This window comes from Agarilytica rhodophyticola, assembly GCF_002157225.2.
Taxonomy (GTDB): domain Bacteria; phylum Pseudomonadota; class Gammaproteobacteria; order Pseudomonadales; family Cellvibrionaceae; genus Agarilytica; species Agarilytica rhodophyticola.
The window spans coordinates 6,370,238-6,393,797 of record NZ_CP020038.1 but is presented as its reverse complement, the minus strand read 5'-3'; the positions used below and the strand labels follow the sequence as shown (position 1 = coordinate 6,393,797).

Annotated in this window: 25 protein-coding genes; 13 read left to right on the top strand and 12 right to left on the bottom strand. The window is 41.5% G+C overall.

What is annotated here, in order from left to right; genetic code table 11:
* Positions 1-117: 117 nt before the first annotated feature.
* From BVC89_RS26455 to BVC89_RS26445, 3 genes are all read right to left on the bottom strand, one after another.
* Positions 118-1,614, bottom strand: coding sequence for a methyl-accepting chemotaxis protein (locus BVC89_RS26455; RefSeq protein WP_103654311.1), 1,497 nt, complete (start codon positions 1,612-1,614; stop codon positions 118-120).
* Between the two features lie 135 nt (positions 1,615-1,749).
* The gene (locus BVC89_RS26450) at positions 1,750-2,712 is read right to left on the bottom strand and encodes a sensor domain-containing diguanylate cyclase (RefSeq protein ID WP_086934091.1); all 963 of its coding nucleotides are present in this window, start codon (positions 2,710-2,712) and stop codon (positions 1,750-1,752) included.
* Positions 2,713-2,734: 22 nt separating this feature from the next.
* Positions 2,735-3,343, bottom strand: a complete 609-nt coding sequence (locus BVC89_RS26445) for a histidine kinase (RefSeq protein WP_086934090.1) — start codon at positions 3,341-3,343, stop codon at positions 2,735-2,737.
* A gap of 166 nt (positions 3,344-3,509) precedes the next feature.
* Here BVC89_RS26445 and BVC89_RS26440 point away from each other — a divergent pair, with 166 nt between their 5' ends.
* The 4 genes from BVC89_RS26440 (at position 3,510) to BVC89_RS26425 (ending at position 7,397) form a co-directional block, all read left to right on the top strand.
* On the top strand, positions 3,510-4,154 hold the full coding sequence (locus BVC89_RS26440; RefSeq protein WP_086934089.1) for an MBL fold metallo-hydrolase: 645 nt from the start codon (positions 3,510-3,512) through the stop codon (positions 4,152-4,154).
* 16 nt (positions 4,155-4,170) lie between these two features.
* Positions 4,171-4,545 (top strand): DUF2750 domain-containing protein, encoded by a 375-nt coding sequence (locus tag BVC89_RS26435; protein ID WP_086934088.1) that lies wholly within the window; start codon positions 4,171-4,173, stop codon positions 4,543-4,545.
* Positions 4,546-4,636: 91 nt separating this feature from the next.
* Complete coding sequence (parC, locus tag BVC89_RS26430; RefSeq protein WP_086934087.1) at positions 4,637-6,883, top strand: DNA topoisomerase IV subunit A; 2,247 nt, start codon at positions 4,637-4,639, stop codon at positions 6,881-6,883.
* 256 nt (positions 6,884-7,139) lie between these two features.
* Positions 7,140-7,397 (top strand): PilZ domain-containing protein, encoded by a 258-nt coding sequence (locus tag BVC89_RS26425; RefSeq protein ID WP_245929244.1) that lies wholly within the window; start codon positions 7,140-7,142, stop codon positions 7,395-7,397.
* A 91-nt stretch (positions 7,398-7,488) separates the two neighbouring features.
* Here the strand turns inward: BVC89_RS26425 and BVC89_RS26420 are convergent, their stop codons facing one another.
* From BVC89_RS26420 to BVC89_RS26410, 3 genes are read right to left on the bottom strand one after another with little or no spacing between them, the layout of a single operon-like run.
* Positions 7,489-8,292: a glucosaminidase domain-containing protein gene (locus tag BVC89_RS26420; protein ID WP_086934085.1), complete on the bottom strand. Its 804-nt coding sequence runs from the start codon at positions 8,290-8,292 to the stop codon at positions 7,489-7,491.
* A 24-nt stretch (positions 8,293-8,316) separates the two neighbouring features.
* Positions 8,317-8,925 carry a replication protein P gene (locus BVC89_RS26415; protein WP_086934084.1) on the bottom strand — a complete coding sequence of 203 codons (609 nt, stop codon included), beginning with the start codon at positions 8,923-8,925 and terminating at the stop codon, positions 8,317-8,319.
* Positions 8,888-10,240, bottom strand: coding sequence for a DnaT-like ssDNA-binding domain-containing protein (locus BVC89_RS26410; RefSeq protein ID WP_086934083.1), 1,353 nt, complete (start codon positions 10,238-10,240; stop codon positions 8,888-8,890). The genes BVC89_RS26415 and BVC89_RS26410 overlap by 38 nt, the downstream gene beginning before the upstream one ends.
* A gap of 194 nt (positions 10,241-10,434) precedes the next feature.
* Here BVC89_RS26410 and radA point away from each other — a divergent pair, with 194 nt between their 5' ends.
* The gene (radA, locus tag BVC89_RS26405) at positions 10,435-11,820 is read left to right on the top strand and encodes a DNA repair protein RadA (RefSeq protein ID WP_086934082.1); all 1,386 of its coding nucleotides are present in this window, start codon (positions 10,435-10,437) and stop codon (positions 11,818-11,820) included.
* 8 nt (positions 11,821-11,828) lie between these two features.
* Here radA and BVC89_RS26400 read toward each other — a convergent pair whose 3' ends face one another.
* From BVC89_RS26400 to rsmD, 3 genes are all read right to left on the bottom strand, one after another.
* Positions 11,829-12,197 carry a PilZ domain-containing protein gene (locus tag BVC89_RS26400; protein ID WP_086934081.1) on the bottom strand — a complete coding sequence of 123 codons (369 nt, stop codon included), beginning with the start codon at positions 12,195-12,197 and terminating at the stop codon, positions 11,829-11,831.
* 111 nt (positions 12,198-12,308) lie between these two features.
* Positions 12,309-12,806, bottom strand: a complete 498-nt coding sequence (gene coaD / locus BVC89_RS26395) for a pantetheine-phosphate adenylyltransferase (protein ID WP_086934080.1) — start codon at positions 12,804-12,806, stop codon at positions 12,309-12,311.
* 34 nt (positions 12,807-12,840) lie between these two features.
* Positions 12,841-13,437 carry a 16S rRNA (guanine(966)-N(2))-methyltransferase RsmD gene (gene rsmD, locus BVC89_RS26390; RefSeq protein WP_216825055.1) on the bottom strand — a complete coding sequence of 199 codons (597 nt, stop codon included), beginning with the start codon at positions 13,435-13,437 and terminating at the stop codon, positions 12,841-12,843.
* 67 nt (positions 13,438-13,504) lie between these two features.
* Here rsmD and ftsY point away from each other — a divergent pair, with 67 nt between their 5' ends.
* The 7 genes from ftsY to BVC89_RS26350 all read left to right on the top strand — a co-directional run bounded on the left by ftsY (position 13,505) and on the right by BVC89_RS26350 (position 19,288).
* Positions 13,505-14,539, top strand: a complete 1,035-nt coding sequence (ftsY, locus tag BVC89_RS26385) for a signal recognition particle-docking protein FtsY (protein WP_086934079.1) — start codon at positions 13,505-13,507, stop codon at positions 14,537-14,539.
* Between the two features lie 40 nt (positions 14,540-14,579).
* Positions 14,580-15,260: a cell division ATP-binding protein FtsE gene (gene ftsE, locus BVC89_RS26380; RefSeq protein WP_086934078.1), complete on the top strand. Its 681-nt coding sequence runs from the start codon at positions 14,580-14,582 to the stop codon at positions 15,258-15,260.
* The gene (gene ftsX / locus BVC89_RS26375; RefSeq protein WP_086934077.1) at positions 15,260-16,264 is read left to right on the top strand and encodes a permease-like cell division protein FtsX; all 1,005 of its coding nucleotides are present in this window, start codon (positions 15,260-15,262) and stop codon (positions 16,262-16,264) included. The genes ftsE and ftsX overlap by 1 nt, the downstream gene beginning before the upstream one ends.
* 248 nt (positions 16,265-16,512) lie before the next feature.
* Entirely contained in the window at positions 16,513-17,367 is an 855-nt protein-coding gene (rpoH, locus tag BVC89_RS26370; protein ID WP_086934076.1) for an RNA polymerase sigma factor RpoH, read from the top strand.
* A 63-nt stretch (positions 17,368-17,430) separates the two neighbouring features.
* The gene (locus BVC89_RS26365; RefSeq protein ID WP_086934075.1) at positions 17,431-17,826 is read left to right on the top strand and encodes a DUF423 domain-containing protein; all 396 of its coding nucleotides are present in this window, start codon (positions 17,431-17,433) and stop codon (positions 17,824-17,826) included.
* A 3-nt stretch (positions 17,827-17,829) separates the two neighbouring features.
* Positions 17,830-18,522, top strand: a complete 693-nt coding sequence (gene trmB / locus BVC89_RS26360) for a tRNA (guanosine(46)-N7)-methyltransferase TrmB (protein WP_086934074.1) — start codon at positions 17,830-17,832, stop codon at positions 18,520-18,522.
* A gap of 196 nt (positions 18,523-18,718) precedes the next feature.
* Entirely contained in the window at positions 18,719-19,288 is a 570-nt protein-coding gene (locus BVC89_RS26350; RefSeq protein WP_086934072.1) for a TIGR02444 family protein, read from the top strand.
* A gap of 145 nt (positions 19,289-19,433) precedes the next feature.
* Here BVC89_RS26350 and BVC89_RS30235 read toward each other — a convergent pair whose 3' ends face one another.
* Positions 19,434-20,492, bottom strand: a complete 1,059-nt coding sequence (locus BVC89_RS30235; RefSeq protein WP_216825054.1) for a hypothetical protein — start codon at positions 20,490-20,492, stop codon at positions 19,434-19,436.
* Between the two features lie 330 nt (positions 20,493-20,822).
* Between BVC89_RS30235 and BVC89_RS26340 the strand changes: the two genes are divergently transcribed.
* Positions 20,823-21,530 (top strand): FKBP-type peptidyl-prolyl cis-trans isomerase, encoded by a 708-nt coding sequence (locus tag BVC89_RS26340; RefSeq protein WP_086934764.1) that lies wholly within the window; start codon positions 20,823-20,825, stop codon positions 21,528-21,530.
* 20 nt (positions 21,531-21,550) lie between these two features.
* On the opposite strand, the gene BVC89_RS26335 is transcribed toward BVC89_RS26340, so the two are convergent.
* Both BVC89_RS26335 and rsd read right to left on the bottom strand, forming a co-directional pair.
* Positions 21,551-22,522 carry a WD40 repeat domain-containing protein gene (locus BVC89_RS26335; protein ID WP_086934071.1) on the bottom strand — a complete coding sequence of 324 codons (972 nt, stop codon included), beginning with the start codon at positions 22,520-22,522 and terminating at the stop codon, positions 21,551-21,553.
* A 150-nt stretch (positions 22,523-22,672) separates the two neighbouring features.
* On the bottom strand, positions 22,673-23,140 hold the full coding sequence (rsd, locus tag BVC89_RS26330; protein ID WP_086934070.1) for a sigma D regulator: 468 nt from the start codon (positions 23,138-23,140) through the stop codon (positions 22,673-22,675).
* Positions 23,141-23,560: the final 420 nt, after the last annotated feature.

Below are 23,560 nucleotides of genomic sequence, written 5' to 3'. Positions count from 1 at the left end.
AAATAATATTGAGGAATATTTTTTTTTAATAAATAGATATTTCTTACAACTAAAAGCCTAGCAGTTTTTAATTGTCGTTGCAAATATAAGAACTAAGTCACATTAGAATTAAACATATTAGCCAGCAATGAAATTTTCTATTTGATTTTTTAATTTGTGACTTCCATCAGCTAATTTTTTAGAATTTTTATCAACTAAAGTACCATTTTCTGATACCTTTTCTAATAACGAATACAAAGTTATTATTGCATCGCCTATTTTATTGGCTATATTGCATTGCTCTGCTGAAAGTTTTTCAATTTTATTACTATCCTCACGAATTTTTGAAATATTCATATGAGCGTTTTCTAGTTTTTTTTCTATTTGTATACTGATATCACTTGTTTCTTTTGCTGAGTTAATACTTATTGTCATTGTATCGGCTGCTTCGTCAGCAGCGGTGATTAATTGCGTAATTATTGTTTCTATTTCCGTAGTAGAGTTTTGAGTTTTTGTTGCTAGGTTTCTTACTTCATCAGCCACCACAGCAAAACCACGGCCTTGCTCCCCAGCACGAGCTGCTTCAATTGCAGCATTCAAAGCTAATAAATTAGTTTGGTCTGCAATTTTTCTAACTACTTCGAGTACAGAACCAATATTTTCGCTATTATTTTTTAATGTTTGGATTTTTTCTGCAGTTGTTTCGATATTATTGTTTAATCGTTTTATTATAACCGTGGATGTATTTGCAACATTGATACTTTCTTTTAGTAAGCTATCTATGCAGGTTGTTTTCGCGGTAGTTTCGTTGGATGAGGCTACAACATCATCGTTTAGCTGTGTAAAACTAAGGATGGTATTTTCGATATCCTTAATTTGACTCTGTTGTAGGCAGTTTGAATTGATAGCTGTATTGGCAAAATTTGATATTGCCGAAGCATCTTTAAAAATATTTTCCGCCTCATGTATAGCTTTTGCGAGAAAAGTGTTTGTCTTTTCAAATACTTGCTTGTAACTAAGCGCTAATTTTGTTATTTCATCCTTTCCTTTATTTTCCAAATTGTAATCAAGGTTATTGTTATTTTTACCTTTCCCTTCGAAAATTTGACATATCTTCTTTAAAGGTCGGCTAACTATGATTTGGATCGAAAGGAACACAGTAAGCAGGCAAGAAACGATTATGAAAAAAGCTAATAAAGCACTAAGAAGTGAATAGTTATTAACAAACTCATCGATTGTTTTTTGTGAAAAAACAACAGTATATGTACCGATAACTTTACTATCCTTAAAGACTTCTATTTTTTTTGTAAGTGTATTATCTGATTGTTGATCGTCATATTTCTCTGAAGCTTCTGCCAAAGATTTGCCTCGATGATCAGTGATCTCAATAGATATAACTAACGAATTATCGACGATAGCATTTGCGACCCGCTGTATCTGTTGAAAATCATAGGTAAATATTGGATCAGAGAGAAATGCGTTGATCAATAAAATATGCGCTTGTACATCTTTTTCAAATTTGTCGTTTTGTTGAGATACGATCATTGCATAGCTTAGGCTTAAAACAACTCCAGCAACAATTAAAGCAGTGATAGCTGAAAGAATAATTATTTTGGAGCACACAGATTGATTCATTACCGCCTTACCGTTGTCGATAACATATAGTTCTTTTGGAGTCTGTTATATAAAAGAAGTGTAGTTGATTTGTGGTGAGACAGTATCTGTCAATAATAATGAAAATGATTGTTATTATTATTCTTGTGGCGAAGGTTAAGATTCTCGATAAACAACAGAATTATTCCGGCCATTATTTTTGGCCTGATAAAGGCCTTTGTCGGCACAATCTATCCAGTTAGTTTTGTTGTTAATATCAGATCCTATTTCAGAAATTCCAATACTAATTGTGTAGTCAATAACGAAGTCTTCGTAGTGAACCGTATGGTTACCAATAGCATTACGAAGCCTTTCAGCGACAACCAGCGCACCTTCGGAATTTGTATCCGTTAATATTACGGCAAACTCTTCGCCGCCATAGCGACCTGCAATATCGATAGCTCGCAAATTATCAAGCAGTACTTTCGCGGTTTGCCTTATGACTTCATCCCCAGCTGGATGGCCATAGTTATCATTAATTTTTTTGAAATGGTCAATATCAAACATAATCAATGATGCTGTGTGTTGATTGCGCTTGAAACGTTCGAATTCTGTATCTAGCTCACTCTCCCATGTCTTGCGATTAAGAAGGCCGGTTAAGCCGTCAGTGCGGCTAAGGTAGCGCAACTTCTCGTTAGCTTTCTGAATTTGAATACGATTGACCGCTACTTCAGTTACGTCATAGACAATTAAACAAATATGATCCACTTCTCCACGAGTGTCTTTTAGTGGAATAATTGTGCTGTTTTGGTACATGAACTCCGCAAGACTGGTGATGGGACGGTAGTTCTTAAAGCGAAATAGGTAAGGACGCTGTTCCCAAGTGGTAAAAGCTTGGTTCTGGAGCTCAAATACCGTTTGTGCTTTGCGTCTAAACCAAGGCTCTGGTAGCTCGGGGAAAGCTTCAAATATATTCTTACCCAGGATGTCGCTGGCAGCCTGTGAACTGTGATTTTGCATGAAAGCGTTCCAGAGCTGGATATCAAACTTACTATCTAAAATCACCAAACCCACGTCTATGTGCTGGAGCACGTCCATTAACCAGTGAAAGTCGCTTAAAAAATCGTTGCCCTTAGTCATTTAGATATGGTGTCCACCGAGCCTATGCAATTAAGTAATCAAGCTTTTTAAATAGTAGATCTAAAGAGTCCGCTGTCATGATAATAAGAAGATCACAATTTACATTGTAGCCCTCTAACTCGTAGGATATTTCAGTAACCAAAGCACTCTCCCATTTGGTATTAGCCATATCGAATATATCCGAGACTTTTTGGTGCTGTCCTAAGACAGTAGGTGATCCAAAACTAAAGTCCATATCGATTTGTTCCGAAATACCCTGTAAGCAAGCGCCAAACAATACGTTGGTGGTATCCATCAGAAGTTCGCGTTCGGCTTGTTCATCAAGATGTTCTTTGTAATCTAATAACTTTGCTAAGTCGGCAAAGCTCGTATCGTTAAATAAAAGCATTGCCTCGCCTGCTATACCACCGCCGATAAAGCCTTGGCAAACACCTGATACCGACTGATTAGAATCGATCGCGTGTAAAGCCATAGCAATATCAGATGGCTTCATTACTTCGATGTGAGGTATTGATAAGACTACAAAAGTATCCAACAGGCGTGCGAGCTTGTCCCCCGCCTGTCCCATCGCGACATTGGTTATCTCTTGCAGAGCGTCTCTGTGATCTTCGTTAATTTGCAGTAATGGCATTTGCGTAATTTTTATCAAGGTGTATTAACTATTCTAGCTAGCTGAGGATAAAATGCTGGGAAATTTACAATCTGTTTTTGTTTGACCTACTTTCTATGTGTTTATGGACGATATTCGCGACAGTCAATGTAAATCTTTAGTATCGTGAAACTTATGAGGTTAAGAAATGAAATATAGAACGATTCCTGTAACATCGTTCCAGCAAAACTGTTCATTGGTGTGGTGTGAGGCTACAAATGAAGCTGCTTTTATCGATCCAGGTGGAGATATTGCGCAGCTTTTGGCCGTTGTTGAAGAAGAAAATGTTAAGTTGACAAAAATTGTGCTTACCCACGGCCATATGGATCATGTAGGAGGGGTAGGTGAGCTGATTACTCAGCTTTCACTGCCTATCGAGGGGCCTCATAAAGAAGATTTGTTCTGGATTGCCGCTTTGGATGAGCAAGCAAAGATGATGGGTTTTCAACCGGTTCCTGGTTTTGAGCCCACCCGCTGGCTAGATGATGGCGATACAGTCAAGGTTGGCAACATCAATTTACATGTATTGCATTGCCCTGGACATACACCCGGCCATGTAGTTTTCTATGAGAGCCAAACATCAACGGCCTTTGTTGGTGATGTTCTATTCAATGGCGCGATAGGGCGCACAGACTTCCCTCGGGGTAATCATCAGCAGCTACTTGATTCAATTCGCCAAAAGTTGTGGCCTTTAGGGGATAATGTCACCTTCATCCCAGGCCATGGCCCAAACTCTACTTTTGGCGCCGAGCGCCTTAGCAACCCATTTGTTGCCGATAAGAACTTCGGCTAAAGGACACCATGTTCAGATGACAGAAATTTTAAATGAAGACGATTTTGACGCAATTTATGAAGGCTTTATTGATGATGCTATTCATACTGGATGTGTGTGGGGACTAAGCAGCGAAGAAGGTTGGGCCTTGTGTCCTTCCTCCTATAGCGATAGTGTCGATGTTATGCCTCTTTGGTCGCAGCCTGAGCTTGCTAAGGTTCACTGCCAAGATGAATGGGCTAACTATGAAGTAGTTCCTATATCATTAGAGGAGCTGCTGGATGAATGGCTACCGGGCATGCATCAAGACATTCTCCTAGTTGGTATTGACTGGAATGCTGACTTAGATGGCGAAGAAATCGAACCACTGGATTTATTAGAAGACTTTGATAAAGCTGCAGCAGAGCATTAATGCTCATTCTCAATTGAAACATCACTGTGTTATTGATGCGTTTGATCGCATTTGATATAACAGCGATCGTTCTTATTAAAGAAAAATATTTATGAGTACTCCAATCTATTCCCAAGAAGCTGACGAGCAAATACCACTTAAACAATTCGCCGAGAAAGCGTATTTGGATTATTCCATGTACGTTATTCTCGACCGTGCCTTACCCCATGTTGGAGACGGGCTAAAGCCTGTGCAACGACGCATCATCTATGCGATGAGTGAGCTGGGGCTGAAAGCTTCGGCAAAGTATAAAAAGTCGGCCCGTACTGTTGGTGATGTGATTGGTAAGTTCCACCCTCATGGTGATAGCGCTGCATATGAAGCCATGGTACTTATGGCGCAGCCTTTTTCCTATCGCTATCCATTGGTTGATGGTCAGGGTAACTGGGGTTCCCAGGACGACCCGAAGTCATTTGCTGCGATGCGTTACACAGAAGCGCGTCTAAGTGCATTTACTGAAGTTTTACTCAGTGAACTGGGCCAGGGAACAGTGGAGTGGCAGCCCAACTTTGACGGTACACTCGATGAGCCCAAAGTCCTGCCTGCTCGCGTACCCACCATATTGTTAAATGGTACTACCGGCATTGCTGTGGGAATGGCAACGGATATTCCTCCTCATAACCTCAGAGAAATCGTTGAAGCTACGGTTCATCTGTTAGAGAACCCTAATGCCTCAGTGGATGAACTCTGTGAGTATGTCCAGGGGCCTGACATGCCTACCGATGCGGAAATTATTACCCCTCGGGAAGACTTGATCAAGATATACAAGCAGGGGCGAGGCTCCATGAAAATGCGTGCTATCTGGTCGAAAGAGGACGGTGATATCGTTATCACTGCGCTACCTCACCAGGTCAGTGGAGCGAAAGTGCTTGAGCAAATTGCTAGCCAGTTGCACGCTAAAAAGTTACCTATGGTTGCGGATTTGAGGGATGAATCAGACCATGAAAACCCAACACGTTTGGTTATCATACCTCGTTCTAATCGAGTCGATGCTGATTCCTTAATGGGGCATTTATTTGCTACTACAGATCTAGAAAAAAATTATCGAATTAATCTAAATGTGATTGGTATCGATGGTAAGCCAGAAGTCAAAGCCTTAGATAAAATCTTAACGGAATGGTTAAGCTTTAGAATGGTGACGGTACGTCGTCGTCTACAGCACCGTTTAGACTGGGTACTTGATCGACTGCATTTATTAGACGGCTTACTAATTGCGTTTCTCAACTTAGATGAAGTTATCCATATTATTCGTACCGAAGATCAACCCAAACAAGCGTTGATTGCACGCTTCGAATTAAGTGAACGGCAAGCCAACTATATTCTGGATACTCGCTTGCGTCAGTTAGCTCGTCTTGAAGAAATGAAAATTAAAGACGAGCAAAATCAATTGGGCAAAGAACGTGATGAATTAGAAAAAATTCTCGGTTCAGCTCGTCGTTTAAAGACTTTGATTAAAAAAGAATTACTCGAAGTTGCTAAAAAATTTGGTGACGATAGACGTTCCCCTCTCAATATTCGTGAGGAATCTCAAGCGTTTAGCGAAAAAGAATTGCTCAGTGTTGATCCGATTACCGTTGTGCTCTCGGATAAAGGCTGGATAAGGTCCGCAAAAGGCCACGAAATAGATCCGGCTGCCTTGAATTATAAATCCGGTGATAGCTTTCGTTTTGCGGCAAAAGGTAAAAGTAATCAGAATGCTATCTTATTGGATTCCACTGGCCGTAGCTATGCTATCCCAGCACACACTCTACCATCAGCTCGCGGTCAAGGAGAACCTGTTACTGGGCGTCTAAATCCTCCTAGTGGCGCCGTTTTCGAAGGCTTGATAATGGGAGAGGATGAGCAAAAAATATTACTGGCATCTGACGCAGGCTACGGTTTTATCACTAAAATATCTGATCTCTTTACTAAAAATAAGGCGGGAAAAGCTGCACTTAACTTACCAAATGGTAGTCGCGTTTTAAGTCCTATGTTTATTAGCAGCGATGAACCAACATGGCTTGTATGTGTTACAAATGAGGGACGCATGTTAGCGTTTCCAATTGATGAGTTGCCAGAATTAGCACGCGGTAAAGGCAATAAAATTATAAATATCCCGGCTGCCAGAGTGCAATCCCGAGAAGAATTTGTAATTTCGATATGTGTAATTACTAAAGGAGAAACATTAAAAGTCTTATCTGGTAAACGACACTTGTCTTTGAAGTTTAAGGATCTCGAACATTATATCGGTGAGCGTGGCCGCAGAGGAAATAAATTGCCTCGGGGTTTCCAAAAAGTTGATGGAGTTGAAGTAATTTAAATTTTATTAATTTTTTGTAAATAATTTATCCCAAGGATGAATAAAATTAGCCAAATGCCTGCTTATATTTGTGACGATTGCATGAGTATTAGCAGGCCCTCAAAAAAGTTTAGATAGATAAATCATCAAAGGTAATAAACAGCGCCTTTTTATAACTGAGACACTTGAATCCATTATTTTTAAGTGCAAGAATCTCTACACAAATATTTATTTAGTGATTCGATGCTTAGATGTATTTCGTATGTGAGCAGTTATTATGACCTATAGAAAACACGGTAGAACCTTAGTGACGTATGCTGTCAAACTTGCGAATGATAGCTTGGGTGAAGTTGTTGCCGAAACCCGTGATGTTTCTGAAACGGGTATTTTTGTTAAGTGTAAAGATTTAGTTAAAAAAATTTCCATCGGCGATGGGTTTAAAGCCGAAGCGCTTTTAGGTTCAGGTAAAGCCATGCCAAAACATTTAACAGTTGTGCGACTTACCGATGAAGGCATCGGTCTAGCATTCGACTAGCAGCCATTTCGTAACCACTATACCTATCGATACTGCGTTAAAAATAATCCAGCTTGTATTCTTGATCTATGAAATAGTGTGCAGTCAAAAACTATTGGCTCATATCGAAATTATCTTTTAGATCGTTTGTCTTTATCATGGTTTTAATTTCGTTAATATAGTGCTCTTTTCTTTCAGAATAATTGCTTAATCCATCAGCTAATAAAATGCCACTAGGATAAACATTGTTCTTTACTGCTTCAGCCCGAATTTTTCTTAGCTTCTCATAGGCTCTATGAGTGTTGATGTTTTTTACGTAAGCTGCGACAGATTCAAATGCTGAAGAAAAATACTTAACCTCATGGTTAGCACCCTCTTTTCTATTTTTGGGGGTTAAGCCACAACCTTTTATAAAACACCACTGGCCAAAGTAATTATTACCTTTGGTGGCAAAGCGTGATGTTCCCCAAGCAGATTCGCTTGCAGCTTGTGCAAGTGCCAATGATGGCGGGATGGTGTTGACTCTAAGAAGTAATTGTTCGATTTTTTGTTGCCAATGTAGTTGCTTATCAACATTATAAAAGTCTGCATAGGCGTTGAGAGTGGATGCATTTTTTTTATTGAGCCGAAAGCCTCTATTAAGTTTGTTTTCTATTTTTATTAGCTCGTTGCGCTGATGTAATATCTGTCCATTTATATCATTGATGATAAGCGAGAAATAATTAAAAAAAGTTTGCTTCTTTTCAGATGTGTTTTCTATCTCAGAAAATTTTGGTAGTGCAATAGGTTTAGAACGTAAAGTGTACTCTAATTTTGGAGAGCGACTAAAACTGGATGAGTGTTGGCTTAAAAAAAAAGTAGCAACAAAAATTGCACATAAATAAAAATTAATTGCGACTGCAATAATTAACTTCATAACAATACCGCTGTAAAACTTTTACTAAAAACCTAGTCGATCCTTAAGTGACTTTAAGTTTTTTAAATTAGCTTTTTTATCTAAAATTGTTTCTGTTTTTTCTGGTAGCTCAGGTAACTGTGGTGGTAATAAAGTTTCGCCTTGTAATATGCGTTGGCATATTTGTTGGTATTCCTTTTTAAAAATAGGATAGGCTACATCCTCACTATTACTTTGTAGAAAATACCAGTCACATTGTTTTCCCGCGTAATACACTGCCAGATGAGTCCAAGCATAACTTGCTTTTGGTGAAGGTGCTCTGCACGCCTCAATATATGCATTGTGAGCATCGGGTAATCCAAAATCACTTTGTTCTTCACAGTGACGAATCATCGTTCGCAATGTAGGCATAAATTCACTGGCTTCAATAACCGATTTTGCTGCCATTAATATGGTTTCAGGCGGAAACCGTTTAAGTGATTCAAGCCAAATTCGTTTAACGATGGAAAGCTCATTTTCATCGGGTAGAGCTTTGTAATACTGATTGTGGTAATTGCGCCGAAAAATCGCAAACACCTGATTAATCGCATTAATATAAGCTTCTTGTGTTTTGCCGTCAGTCTGCCCAGCTGGTGTCGTTAAGTTCTTCTTCAAGACTTATTTCCCGTGTTGAACGCAATGTGTTTTGGTTATTCTGAGGGTCTACAAACTGATGTTGCTTGGCCCATGTTCTTTTTGCATGGTGCAAAAAGCGCGTGTTCCAAGAGCGATGAATTTCATTTCGATCTTTCCAATATAAAATAAACTCAGGAACTAGGCTTTTGGCAAATGCTTGATCAATATTTGCAAGTTTTAATATGTCGAAAACATCTTGTGATGGCAGCCAGTTATCACTGATTGGCTGAGGGTCTACACTATTATCCAGTGCATGTTGGTAACGGTGCCACTGCAAGCGAATATGTTTAATAAAGAGGCTGTTCCATGTATTCGATTCAGTGCCTTTCTCCTGCCAATAAATAATAAATTCGGCGATACTATCTTCGATGAACGAGAGAGGGATTTCCGATTTGACTGTCATCACTTCCATGGCATCTTCGGATGGTCGCCAAGAGTTGAAGATTGGAAACCCTTGATTGGAAACATTTCTTCTCGCTTCTTGGCTTGCCCACTCAGATTGTACGCGTTGGATAAATTTACTCTCCCAAGCGATATGTCTCTCCCCAGTCGCTTGCCAAAAGCTGATAAATTCTTGTATCTGGTCGAATATGAACTGCCTTGCTATTCCACGTTGAAGCATACTATCTACACAGGATTGACTTGGCTGCCAATTAGAGAACATAGCGGTTGCTTTATTTTTGCGGTTCTCCTGTTCCTCAAAGTTGCGCCATCGTTGTATGGTGTGGCTAATGAATTTTTGCCCCCAAGAGCGGTGTGCTTCGTTGCGCTCACGCCAATAAGCAATAAACTCAGGGACTTGTCGGAAGGCAAAATCTGATGGAATATTTAACTGTCCAAGTTGTTCAAGTGTGACTTGATCTGGTTTCCAATTAGCTGAGATAAAATTTTTACCGCTAAATGTAGAGTTTGTCTGCCTTGCTATATGAGCTTGCTCTTGTGGTGTTATCTCGGTATGAGAGGGCATGTGCCGTGTCGTTGATGTTTGTTTTTCATTAAAAGCAAATTTAAAACTGGCCTCTTGTAGCAGTGGCCCTGAGGCAATAAAAATAACGCCTTTTTCTCGTAGGCTAGTGCTGACTCTTTGTAAATCTCTAAGATCCCAAAAAGGCAATGCTTTATGCAGTTGATCAACGCGGACGCTATGCCAATAAAAGCCATTGGCAAATTTGCTTGGGGTATTAGTAACCATATCCGATAGGCACGACAGCATCACGGCCTCGTCGAGGCCAACTGTTGCCGCGAGTGAAGGATATACAAGAATCGGTTTTTCTGGAATAAGAGAGCTTTTCATTACGGCGAGACTGTATCACGAATTAGAGACAGGCCCTAGAACCAGTTAACGACGCTAGGTGGAAAAATGCTTCCAGGCCCTCGAGCTTAGCTGCAAAAACTTGTGGCTGCTCTAGAGTATAATGCATCATAAGTGTCAATAAGCCTTAGGGCTAACAGGTTTGATAGAAAACTAACTTAATTGAAGAGGTAACAGTGGCCAAAACTAAGCATGCATTTGTTTGTAACGATTGTGGCGCAGATTATACCAAGTGGCAGGGGCAGTGCAGCGCTTGTGGTGCTTGGAATACGATGCAAGAAGTTCGCTTAGCTAAGCCTAGACCTGGTGCTGGTGCTGGTGCTGGTGCTGGTGCTGGTGATTTTAAAGGCTACGCAGGAGGAGATGCGACTAAAATTACTGCGCTTTCTGAGATTAACCTTGAGGAGTTACCGCGTTTTTCTTCCGGTATGGATGAGTTTGATCGTGTGCTTGGAGGTGGTTTTGTTCCTGGGTCGGTAGTCCTCATCGGTGGTAATCCCGGTGCAGGAAAGTCAACTCTCTTATTGCAAACCTTGTGTGAGTTGGCGGAACAGCACGAGGCTTTGTACGTTACTGGTGAGGAGTCTTTGCAACAAGTGGCCATGCGTGCAAAACGCCTTAATCTGCCAACTAAAAAGTTGAAAATGCTATCAGCCACTGATGTGGAAACAGTAGTGGCGAGTGCATCCAGCGTAAATCCGAAGTTAATGGTGGTGGATTCTATACAAGTCATGCATCACAACGATATTCAGTCAGCACCAGGAAGTGTCTCTCAAGTAAGAGAGTCGGCGGCAGTACTTACTCGTTTTGCTAAGCAGACAGGGGTGGTTCTTATTCTCGTAGGACATGTGACTAAAGATGGTAGTTTGGCAGGCCCAAAAGTGCTGGAGCATATGATCGACTGCTCGATTATGCTCGAGGGTGTACACGATTCACGATTTAGAACCTTACGGGGAAATAAAAATCGCTTTGGTGCAGTCAATGAGCTTGGTGTTTTTGCTATGACTGAACTTGGTCTTAAAGAAGTTACTAATCCCTCAGCAATTTTTTTACAGCGTTCAGACGAAATTGCCAGCGGCTCTGTGGTTATGGTGGTATGGGAGGGAACACGTCCTTTATTAGTTGAGATTCAAGCCCTCGTGGACTCCTCTAGCTTAGGCAATCCTCGTCGTGTTGCTGTGGGCTTGGAGCAGAATCGTTTGGCTATGTTGCTGGCTGTTTTACATCGGCATGGAGGCATTATGGTGGGAGACCAAGATGTTTTTGTAAACGTGGTTGGCGGCGTTAAAATTGTCGAAACCAGCGCTGATCTGTCTTTGCTAATGGCTTTGGTCTCTAGCTTTCGAGACCAAGAGCTTCCTCGGGATTTGATCGTGTTTGGCGAGGTCGGCTTAGCGGGAGAAATTCGCCCCGTACCCAGTGGTCAAGAGCGCTTAAGGGAGGCGGCAAAACATGGTTTTAAACGTGCTATCGTTCCCCACGGCAATATTCCAAGGGAAAGTATTGCAGGAATTGAAATTGTCGGCGTGAAAAAACTGAGCGAAGCACTAGAGGCTCTCTGAGTTAGCCCCTAAGCATTTGCTATCAATTCGTCAAGTACACGCTCCGGTGCGCTTGGGTCTTCAATATTGAGTTCCATCAGGCGCCTCAAATGGCTCATGCTTTCCATATCGATACTGACACACTGTAGCCCCAGGAGTTGGTTGCTGTTGTGAGCCAAGCGGGCTCGCATCTCTATGTTGACATCATCGGTTAACTCAACCCTGATGAGGACGACCTGTTCTGTTTTGAGGGTGTAGTTTTCGGGGGGCTCGATCAATATGCCATTCAATGATATATCGATCACTTTGACATCATAATCCCTATCATCTTGGAGTATTTGCGCCTTACTAGCAAAGTTAACACGAGTGTAATGTCTTCTTTCTTCGTGGTTGCTCATAGCATGCCCTATACAAAGAATATATTGTCTGATACTTAAGTCTAGACCGGCTGCTGAGCGCTCTCCACGGCTGGAGTAAAAAAATTATGGTGTATGAGAAAAACCTTAGTGTTAAGTCTTTCCTAAAGAGCGATATTTTTCGATGAGTGCCTCCTCAACCAAAGGAGGTACAAACTGTGACACATCCCCGCTCAAAGAAGCTATTTCACGTACTAAAGTAGATGAAATGTACGATAAGTGTTCAGCTGGAGTCAAAAACAGGCTCTCCATTGACGGCGCTAAAATACGATTCATATTGGCGAGCTGAAATTCATATTCGAAATCAGATACGGCACGCAGGCCGCGCACAACACCGTATGCGCCTTTTGCTTCGACAAGATCTTTCAGTAAACAGTCAAATCCGCATACTTCAATGTTGTCATAATCTTCGAGCAATTGTTTCGCTAAACTAACTCGCTCTTCAAGAGTGAATAAGGGCGTCTTCTTTTTACTAGCAGCAACAGCTACGACAACATTGTCAAATAGATTAGCCGCGCGGTGCACTAAATCAAGATGACCATTAGTAATGGGATCAAATGTGCCTGGATAAACCACCTTTTTTTCTGTCACCTAATTGCTCTCCCCAAATCGATAGCGGACGATTCTAGCTCGGAATGCCCTGATTTGTCTTGTAAAGTGTGGCATTGACTTGCTTTGTTGACTTATTTTTATGCATTTCCCATGAACTAGGTATAGTAAATGATTCACTATTTTGGCTTTCAATGTAGATGAGTGCGTCATCAGACAATGGGATATTATCTATTAGATGCGTAATAGCGCTCTGCCACAATTTCTGCTCAAATGGAGGATCTAAAAACACGATATCGAACGTATGCTTATCTTTGGGTATCCATTGTGCAAAGTTTAAGCGGTTTATGTTGTGAGTGGTGCTATTAAGGCGTTTTAGATTCTCATCCAGATTTTTTGCCGTATTATGGTTGAGTTCTACAAATTCTGTAAATGCCGCACCGCGAGAAAGTGCTTCTATACCCAAGGCTCCAGTGCCTGCATATGCATCTAAACATCGCGCTGATGTAATATAGGGAGCTAGCCAGTTAAAAAGAGTCTCTCTTATTCTATCGCCTGTCGGCCGCAATCCGTCAGCACTTGGAACCGGTAACTTCCTACCGCGCCACTGCCCTCCAATGATGCGAATCGTAGAAGGCTTGTGAGGTGGTATAATTTTCTTTTTCGATGGCAATTTTTTGAGCTCGTATTTGATAGAATTAAGCGTTTAGTTTTAACGTAGGTCAGGATCAAACATTATTATGTTTTTTAGGCGTAAAAAAAATAAGCAAGAAGATGCAAAACCGCAAGATGATGCACCGCAAACTGATAAAAGTGTAACAGAAGAGGCGGGTGAGGCTGAATCGAAAGAGCCTTCACTGGGGGTCTTCGCACGTATTAAACGTGGCTTATCGAGAACCAGCCAGCAACTTAGCAGTGGGCTAGGGCGTTTGTTACTAGGGAAAAAAGAGATTGACGATGAGCTTCTTGAAGAGATTGAAACTCAGTTACTTATAGCCGATGTCGGTATGGAGGCGACCACTGAAATTATTGATAGCTTGACACAAAGTGTTGCGCGCAAAGAGCTGGCTGACTCAGAAGCGCTGTTTGAAAAACTCAAATTACTTATGAGTGATATGTTACAGCAGGTTGAAGCGCCTCTTGAAATAGATACCAGCTGTAAGCCTTTTGTAATTTTGGTTGTCGGTGTCAATGGTGTTGGCAAGACTACCACTATAGGTAAATTGGCTAAACGTTTTCAAAATGAAGGCCGTTCAGTTATGTTGGCTGCTGGCGATACTTTTCGTGCTGCAGCTGTTGAGCAACTTCAGGTATGGGGAGAGCGTAATAATGTACCCGTAGTCGCTCAACATACAGGTGCAGATAGCGCATCTGTCATATTTGATGCATTGCAATCTGCACAGTCTAAAGGTATAGACATTGTGATAGCTGATACAGCTGGTCGCTTACATAACAAAAGTAATTTAATGGATGAGCTGTCCAAGGTTAAGCGTGTTATGTCTAAGCTCGATGGTGCAGCTCCCCATGAGGTGTTGTTAGTGCTTGATGCTGGCACTGGTCAGAATGCGGTAAGCCAGGCCGATCATTTTAAAGAGACGGCAGGAGTTACTGGAATTGCTCTCACCAAACTTGATGGTACAGCTAAGGGCGGTATTATCTTTGCTCTAAGCAATAAGCATGGGATACCCGTCAGGTTCATTGGTGTTGGTGAAGGAATCGACGATCTTCAGCCTTTTGGCGCAGAAAAATTTACTCAGGCGCTTTTTAACGCTTAAATATAGCTCACTCAAAATAAGCGATAACGAATACGCCTTAATGATTAATTTTAGCCATGTCAGTAAACGCTATGAAAGCGGCCATGAAGCCCTTCTTGCTGTGAACTTTGATGTCAGCGAAGGGGAAATGGTTTTTCTAACCGGCCATTCTGGTGCGGGCAAAAGTACCTTGATGAAGCTCATTATGCTTATGGAAAGACCAACTGCAGGAGAAGTTGTAGTTGGTGGCCGCAACTTGAACAGACTATCAAAGGGGCAAATTCCTTATCATCGTCGTCAAGTTGGAGTGGTTTTCCAAAATCACCAGTTACTTTTTGACCGCAATGTATTTGAAAATGTGGCCCTGCCTCTACAGATTGCCGGTTATCAGTCACGTGAGGTTGGGCGTCGGGTTCGTGCTGCTCTTGATAAAGTGGGTTTGCTCAATAAAGAAAAGCAAAATCCGATTAGCTTATCTGGAGGTGAGCAGCAGCGTGTAGGTATTGCGCGTGCTGTAGTGAACAAGCCGCCGGTATTACTAGCTGATGAACCCACTGGCAACTTAGACCCTGAACTCTCTGAAGAAATCATGAATTTATTTTTGCAGTTCAACGCGGTAGGAGTGACCACCTTAATTGCCAGTCATGATTTAGCATTGGTGAGAAAATTGGAGCGCCGAGTACTGACACTGGATCATGGCCAGCTGGTGCACAATGGTGTTTTATATGGAGCTGAAAGCTAATGCGCGGTGCCGTAAAAAAAAGTAACCCTCCGCCTGAAAAAGTTACTCTAAAGGGAGCGGTGCAAAGCAAAACTGGGTTGGGAGATCGCTCGCGCAGTTATTGGTCTCATCATCGAACCTCTTTTTGGGGAAGCTGTATGCGTTTACTAGCAACGCCAGCGCAGACGCTTATGACTTCCTTGGTGGTAGCAATTGCTCTAGCTTTGCCCATGACATTATTAATGACCTTAGATAATGTGAATGAGCTTGGTGCCTCTTGGGATGCAAACCCCAAAGTTTCTGTTTATCTAAATATCAGAGCAAAGCCCACAGCTGTTGAACAGTTCATCAGTAAACTTGAGGCTTTTACTGAAGTAGAGAAAGTGGAATACCTGTCACCGGATGATGCTTTAGCTGATTTTCAGGAGTTTTCAGGTTTTGAAGGCGTGCTGAATGCATTAGAGCAAAACCCTCTGCCTCCAACAGTGATCATTTCTCCTAAGCAAGGGTACATGGGGGTGGATGATCTGCGGAATCTAAGTGAGCGTATAGAAGGTGACGCAATTGTTGATGCAGTGCAGATGGATATGGACTGGGTAAGACGGTTGCAGGAAATTATGGTGCTTGGTAAGAAAATTGTCACTGCTCTAGCTATTCTGCTGAGTGCTGGTGTGCTTTTGGTTATTGGTAATACCATTCGTCTTGCAATAGAAAACAGACGCGACGAGATACTAATTGCTAAGCTGGTAGGGGGAACTGACGGTTTTGTTCGCCGGCCTTTTCTATACTCTGGCGGCTGGTATGGTTTTTTTGGTGGCGTGTTAGCTTGTCTGATTGTTGCGGTAGGCTACATGATGATCGAACCTTCAGTGGAGCGTCTCGCTTCGTTATACCAAGGTAATTTTAGGTTGAGAGGTTTGGACTTTGCATCGGCGATGCAAATGCTGGCAACCAGTACCTTGTTGGGCTGGATTGGCGCTTGGATTGCTGTTGGCCGTCACTTGTCTCATATTGAGCCAAGGTAATCCTGTGCTGTTGCAGGGAACTTTTGAAGGTTATAAAAATCTTAGTTTATATTGCATTTTTTATTTTTAAAGCGAACTTGAAAACTAAAAGTTGCACCTATATATAACAATACTGGGAACCTTTAGATTCTGAAAGATATCAAGTGATGACTCAAGTTGTTCAACATAGTCGCACTTATGCTAACAGGCCCTAGTAATCGTATAATTGCAAGTGCTAGAATCCGCTACCTGAAAAAACGGAGGAAACTATGGGAACAAGTCTACAGCCTGTGAATACTTTGGTGCCAGGTCAGAACCTGGGGGCCTATGTTCAGGCAGTAAATACCTTCCCGGTACTATCTGCTGAAGAAGAGCAAAAACTTGCCGAAGAATTGTACTACGGTGAGAACCTCGAAGCTGCTCGTCAGTTAGTAATGGCTCATTTGCGTTTTGTGGTTCATATTGCAAAATCATATTCTGGCTATGGCCTTGCCGAAAGCGATCTTATCCAAGAAGGTAATGTCGGTTTAATGAAGGCTGTCAAACGTTTTAATCCTGAAAAAGGCGTGCGCTTAGTATCCTTTGCTGTGCATTGGATTAAAGCTGAAATGCACGAATTTATTTTACGCAACTGGCGTATCGTTAAAGTTGCTACAACTAAAGCTCAGCGCAAGTTGTTCTTTAACTTGCGTGGTCGTAAAAAGCGTCTTGCTTGGTTAACTAATGACGAAGCCAGTGCTGTTGCCAAAGACCTTAATGTTGATGTTAAACATGTGCGTCAAATGGAAGGTCGTCTTGCAGCGATGGATGCATCGTTTGATGCTGGCGCTGATGAAGATGATGATGTCGCTTACTTGGCCCCAGCAAATTATCTTGAAGATAAGCGTTATGACCCGTCTGTGATGCTTGAGAATGCGGATTGGGCTGCTAATAATGTCAGTGGTCTAGAGTCGGCTTTAGAAAAGTTAGATGATCGTAGCCGTGATATTTTACATCAGCGCTGGCTGAGTGAAGATAAAGCGACGTTGCATGATCTGGCCGCTGTTTATGGTGTTTCTGCTGAAAGAATTCGCCAGTTGGAAAAGAACGCGATGAAGAAAGTTCGCGTTTACATGGAAGCATAACTCTCTTTTAGGGGGAGCCTAATTTTATTTGGCTCTCCTCATCTATTGCGCATCTAAATCCATATGACTCCTATCTTTGCCAAAGCAAATGGCGTATTACAAGCAGCTGCGCTCAGTGCCTGTCTTGCTGTAGTGTTTGGAGCTTTTGGTGCACATGGCTTAAAACCCCATTTGGATGTCCAGATGATGCAAACTTATCACACTGCTGTGCAGTATCATTTCTATCACTCCCTGGCGTTACTTGCTAATGCTATTTTATTGAAACTCTACGTTGATTCGACATTACTACTAAAAAGTGCTTTTTTGTTTGTAATTGGTATTGTTTTATTCAGCGGCAGTCTCTATCTAATGGCGCTTAGCGGTATTCGATGGCTGGGGATCATTACACCATTAGGTGGGCTAAGCTTTATTATGGCTTGGCTTTGCCTTTGGTTTGCTGCTGTAAAAGAATTTAGATAAAAAGTGAAACCTGAATACAAAAAGAAAGATATTCGCAGTTTTGTCATTCGTGCTGGCCGTATGACAGAAGGGCAGAAGAATGCCTTTGATAAGTGGTGGCCCACTTATGGCTTAAGCTTATTTGACGGTGAAGTTAATCTACAGGAAACTTTCGGCCGACAAGCTCCATTAGTTGTTGAAGTAGGGTTTGGCATGGGCGATTCGCTTTTAGAAATGGCGAAATCAGAGCCGGAAAAAAACTTTATTGGAATTGAGGTTCACCCCCCTGGAGTTGGTCGACTGATTCATCGCGCCGGTGATGAGCAAGTTACAAATCTTCGTGTTTATATGGCTGATGCTAAAGATGTGTTAGAAGATTGTATCCCCGATATGTCCGTTTCCCGTTTTCAACTCTTTTTTCCAGATCCATGGCATAAGAAAAAACACCATAAACGCCGCATTGTTCAAACTGACTTTGTTGCCTTGGTTGCCCGAAAAATGCGAGCAGAGGGTTGTTTTCATTTGGCAACAGACTGGGAGAACTACGCTGATCATATGATGGAGATCATGTCTCAATCGTCTGAATTTGAGAATATGTCACCAGACTACCTTTTTTCCGTTAAACCGGATTATCGCCCAGATACTAAATTTGAAAAACGTGGTGAGCGTTTAGGTCATGGAGTTTGGGACATTCTATTTAAAAAAATAACAGGTTAACTATTGATCTGTCGCCATATTCTTCTGATTGTCACGATAAAATATTTGATATCGATTCTTTCGAGTTTTTTGTTGCAAAACACGATAGATGGTATTGAAAGTTTTCTCGATGATAATAAACTCCAATGATTGAATAAATTGCCATTGTGGAGGGTGCAGGAAAATAAAGCTTTTAGGTAAAAAAGTGGGGGTCACTGTGGAGAATTCTAGTGCACAAAGTCTTGGTAACCGAATTGGGAATCCCCTTTGGGACTTCTCAATGCATGTGTATTCCCAGCCAGAAATTGCCAAAAAAAGCCTGGCTTTGCAAAATGAGTATAATGCCAATGTTAATATTATACTGTGGTGCTGCTGGTTAGATTCTGAAGGCCTTTATTTGCCAGTTGCTTGGATGGATGAAGTCCTTATTAGTATCGATACGGTGAGTATGCAAACTGTAGCGAAACTAAGAGAGGTAAGGCGAGCCCTATTACAAACAGGAAGTTTTACTAAAGTTCAGGCACAACATATCAAAAAACATATCCTAAAAGCGGAGTTGCTGGTTGAAAAGCTCTTGCTACAGCGCTTAGAAGATCTCACTTGGAAGTTTTTGCTTTCGCAAGATAATCCACAAGGCGGTGACAAAACGGCCCAAAATATTGATTTATTTTATTACCTAGATTTTATCGGCGTGCCAAATGCGCGAGCTAATTCCGCATTAATGTTGGGTGCCTGCCGTAGAGAGATGCCAGTGCCCGTTGCTACTAATTTAAACGCTCCTGTTTGAGCTCAATAGTGCCATTAAATTAGTGTCAGCAGACCCTACTAGACGCAGTTAATTGATTGTTCTATAGATACCAATTTTAAAGTATAAAAAAACCCGCTAAATGCGGGTTTTTTGTGTACTAATCATTTAGCACAAAAGACTGTCATTATAGGCTATCGAAGAGGCTGCCTGATGTTGGAGCTTCAGGTTCTTGCTTCTCTTTTTCTTCAGTATCCTCTTCTTTTGCTTCGGCTGAAGATTCTTCTTGAGTTGAAGGCTTTTCGGAGCTAGCAGATTCTTCTGAGTTACTAGTGTTCTCAGAATCTGTTTCTGATGAAGATGATACTTCAGCTTTAGGCGTTTCCTCTACTTCCATAGGAGTAGCGGCAGTCTCTACTGCTGGAGTTGAAGGTTCTTTAGCTTCGGTTTCAACTACTTCCGCTGCAGCTACTGTAGTTTGCTTCTCTGCTTCTTTGCTTTCTTCCTTTGCCTTCTTAGGCTTTGTCACTCTCTTAGGCTTAGTAGTTTTGTTTGCAGAAGCGGTGGTTTTCTTTTCCTTATCAGCATCTGAGCTTACATTAGTGGTTTTGGCTTCAGCTTTCTTTGCCACAGCTTTTTTTGCTGCTGCTTTTTTGGGAGCAGCTTTTGGTTTACTCGCTACGGCTTTTTTTGCTGCTACCTTCTTAACGGCAGCTTTCTTGGTGGCGGCCTTTTTAGCTGTGGTTTTAGGTGTAGCGGCCTCAGCAGCCACTTTCTTTTTAGCAACAGCTTTCTTCTTGGCTACGGCTTTCTTTTTAGCTGGGGCCTTTTTAGGTGCAGCACCTTTGGTTTTCTCTTGAGTGATCTTGTTAGCGAGAGCAGCCATCTCTTTAGCTAGCTTGATTTGATCTTTGATTTGGTCTAAATCGGCTTTGCTAGCCTGCATTGCTGTGCTTAGCTCAGAGACAAGCTCCTTTTGCGTCGCAGCGGCAGCTTTGGCTTTTTCAAGTCGTGTTTTTGCAGCGGCGGACTTAGTCTTTTTCGACGCATCCATAGCGGCTTTTGTTTTTGTATTCAAAGTTGCTAGCTTTTGTTTGGCTTTTGCTGCTGTTGTCTGTGCCTTTGTGAAAGCCTTCTGAGCAGTTGCTAGCTTCTTATTGCGAGCTGTCTCAAGCTTTGCTTCTAGTTGGGCAATTTCTTTCTCTATCCCCTCTACCGAGACAGTTGCTTTCTTTTTTGCGGCCATGTCGAAACCCTGTTGTGAATTGGTCAATGAGCTAAATGAAAATGTTTGAAAACAATAATCTTGTCTTTGGGGAAAGACTAGAAGTCATTTAATAACGGCTGCACTCTGCGTTCGCGAGTTATGAAACAACTTCTACATACAATTTTTCCCACACCAATTATAGCCATATAACAATAAGAAAAAAATACATAGATTAAGTGTTTATCTTGTATACCTAAATTGGTGCGCCTTCTTTTGTCACAATGAGACTCATTGCGCGTTTTTACTGTATCACGGAGCATGGCTTGGATATACTTTAATTTTGCATCTTTTCCAACGGTGGATTTTGCTATGAAAAAACAATTAACGATTGCTTATTGCGTCCTATTGTTTACTTCTGCATGCGAACGAAAAGCTGCTGAAAATAAGGTTGAACCACACGTTGCGCTGGATACCATCGAACAAAAAGTAAGTTATGTCATAGGCTTTAACACAGCACAGCAACTTCACAAAGAAGGCTATTCATTAGATGCCGAAGTAACTAGTATCGCTATTGCAGACTTCAATAATGGGGTAGAGCCACGCATGAGTAAGGAAGAAATGCGCGCAGCTATGACGACATTTCAAACAGAGCTTCAAGAGCGTAGGCAAGAATTGCTAGCTCGTGATACAGAACGAAATTCTGCTCAAGGGCAGTTGTTTTTGTCGGAAAATGGAAAACGTGAAAATGTTGTAACGACTAAGAGCGGATTACAGTATGAAATTGTTACCCCTGGTAGCGGTGCAACTTCTGAGGTTACGGATCGTGTCTACGTCAATTATCAAGGGAGTTTTGTCGACGGAGAAGTTTTTGATAGTGGTGAGAATGTTGATTTTATTGTTAATCAAGTTATCCCTGGATGGGTTGAAGGTTTGCAACTAATGAATACTGGCGCTAAATGGAAATTATTTATCCCTCCAGCCTTAGCTTATGGGGAATCTGGCAGCGGGAAGGTTGGCCCTAATGCAACCCTAATATTCGAGATAGAACTGTTAAGAATTGAAAAGAGTAGTGAATAGCATTGTGTATCCACCTTTACTCACTTAAGTTTATGAATAAAACCATTAGAGGCTATAGCGAAGTAAGTATTCTCTTGCCCAAAACCCACATCTATAACTGCTGCGCTTGTGGGTTTCCATGCGCTTCTTTTCGGTAATTTCCAGCGAGCTAACTTAGACATACTGGTGATGTCCCAGAGCTCTACTGTGCGATCAGACCGTCCTGTCAGGAGCCGGGTATTATCTTCGTTAAAACGGGCACTAATAAACGTCAGGCCTCGTTTTAATTTCTCGGCATTGAGCGCAATATCACCCACTACTTCCGTTGTGGCCGTTTCCCATATTAATGCCTGATCATATTTACTCACTGATAGAGCCAGAGAGCCATCTGGGGATAATTTTACAAGCTGTACATCGTCTCGGTGTTTGATCGTCGTCAGTTTTTTACCAGATTTAACATCCCATAGATTAGCTGTGAAATCTTCTGATCCGGTTAAAGCCAGCCTACCGTCACGGCTTAAATCTACTGTGCGCACACGGTTGGTATGTACAAAGGTATGCTGTATTCCACCTCTACGAATATCAAATATAACAGCGCTATGGTCGCTTAAGCCAAGCAATGCGAATACTGCATTTGGGCCTAGTTCCGCATCTAATATCTCTCCAGGCGCAGACCAAAAACGCTCACCTTCGCCCGACTTGGTATTCCACAGAACAAGATTAAACGGGTTGGCTGTTAGCGCCCAATTACCTCTATGAGAAATGTCCGCTACAATAATCGTAGTGGTTTCATTTTGTTTATGATTCCAATTAAAAAGTCTTTCTTCTGGTGGAATATGCCAATAGCTTCCGCCATGATGAATAGAACCTACAACAGCAAATTGGCTATCATCACTTAAGGCTGCACCATGAATTCCCTTTGCTGCGACTTCTAGAGATGCCGTTGGCTTACCTGCTTTATCGCAGGAGGTCAGAAAAAAGATAATGAAGATAAAGATTAGCGCGTTCCACATTATAAGTACTTAACTTGGGATAACTATAAACCAAGCATAGCACTTTATATCGAGGATCATGAGATATAGAGAATTTGCCTTAGAGGCAAAATAGAGAAGAATGCCCTAAGATTGATTTAGCGACTCTATAGAGAATCGCTCGGGATCAATCTATGACTCGACCTTATCTTTGTGAGCTACATGCAGAACTTCGATCATACTATCTTCTGCTTCAATACGTGCGGCAAGAACTTCCCCTAGATGTGACAAATCTGTGAGGATGTTATCCAAATCATCAGTTTCTTGGTACTTGTCATTAAAATCTAGGATTTTCTCAGTGCTCATATCAACAATTTTAAAAGAATTGCTGGCTGATCTTAAGCCTTCTTTGTCTCCAAATTCTTGGCCTTCTTTAACGAGCTGATCGTAAACTTCAAAATGTCCTGCGGATATATAATCCACCATGATTTGGCAAAGGCGTTGCACCAATGGTGCACAATAAGCGTCATCCGCTTGTTCTGCAACATCGGATAACTTGCAGTATTGTATAAGAAGCTCTTTGCGTTCTATTAGCCAACGATCGATTATCTCGCTAACACCGCCCCATCTTTCTTGTGCGGTTTTACAGTCTTCTAACATGTATGCTTTGCCTTTTTAATAACGTAAATTACGTGGTTGAAAACTAATCGCTGATCGTTTTTTTTACAGCGATATCCTTGCTTTCCCTGAACCCCAAGATAGGGTATCTCAGCGCACAGAGCAAGCGTTTCAATACTAATTTTTATATAAATATCATGATGTAAAAGTCGGAGTACTTAGGTGTTATCAGTACCATTTTGTAAGCGTTTAAACATGTACCAAACATTATTGTGATTCTCTGGCGCTGCACTCACTTTTATACGTATCTACATATCTATCAGGAATAGTTTGATTCGCTGTTATCGCTAGTAGCTCCTACGTAAGTATAGTAAAAAAAACATTATTTAATCTGTGATAGTCCGTGCTAAAAATGATAACGAGGTTGAAGCTTTTTAAAATTGTCATCAAAACGAAATACTT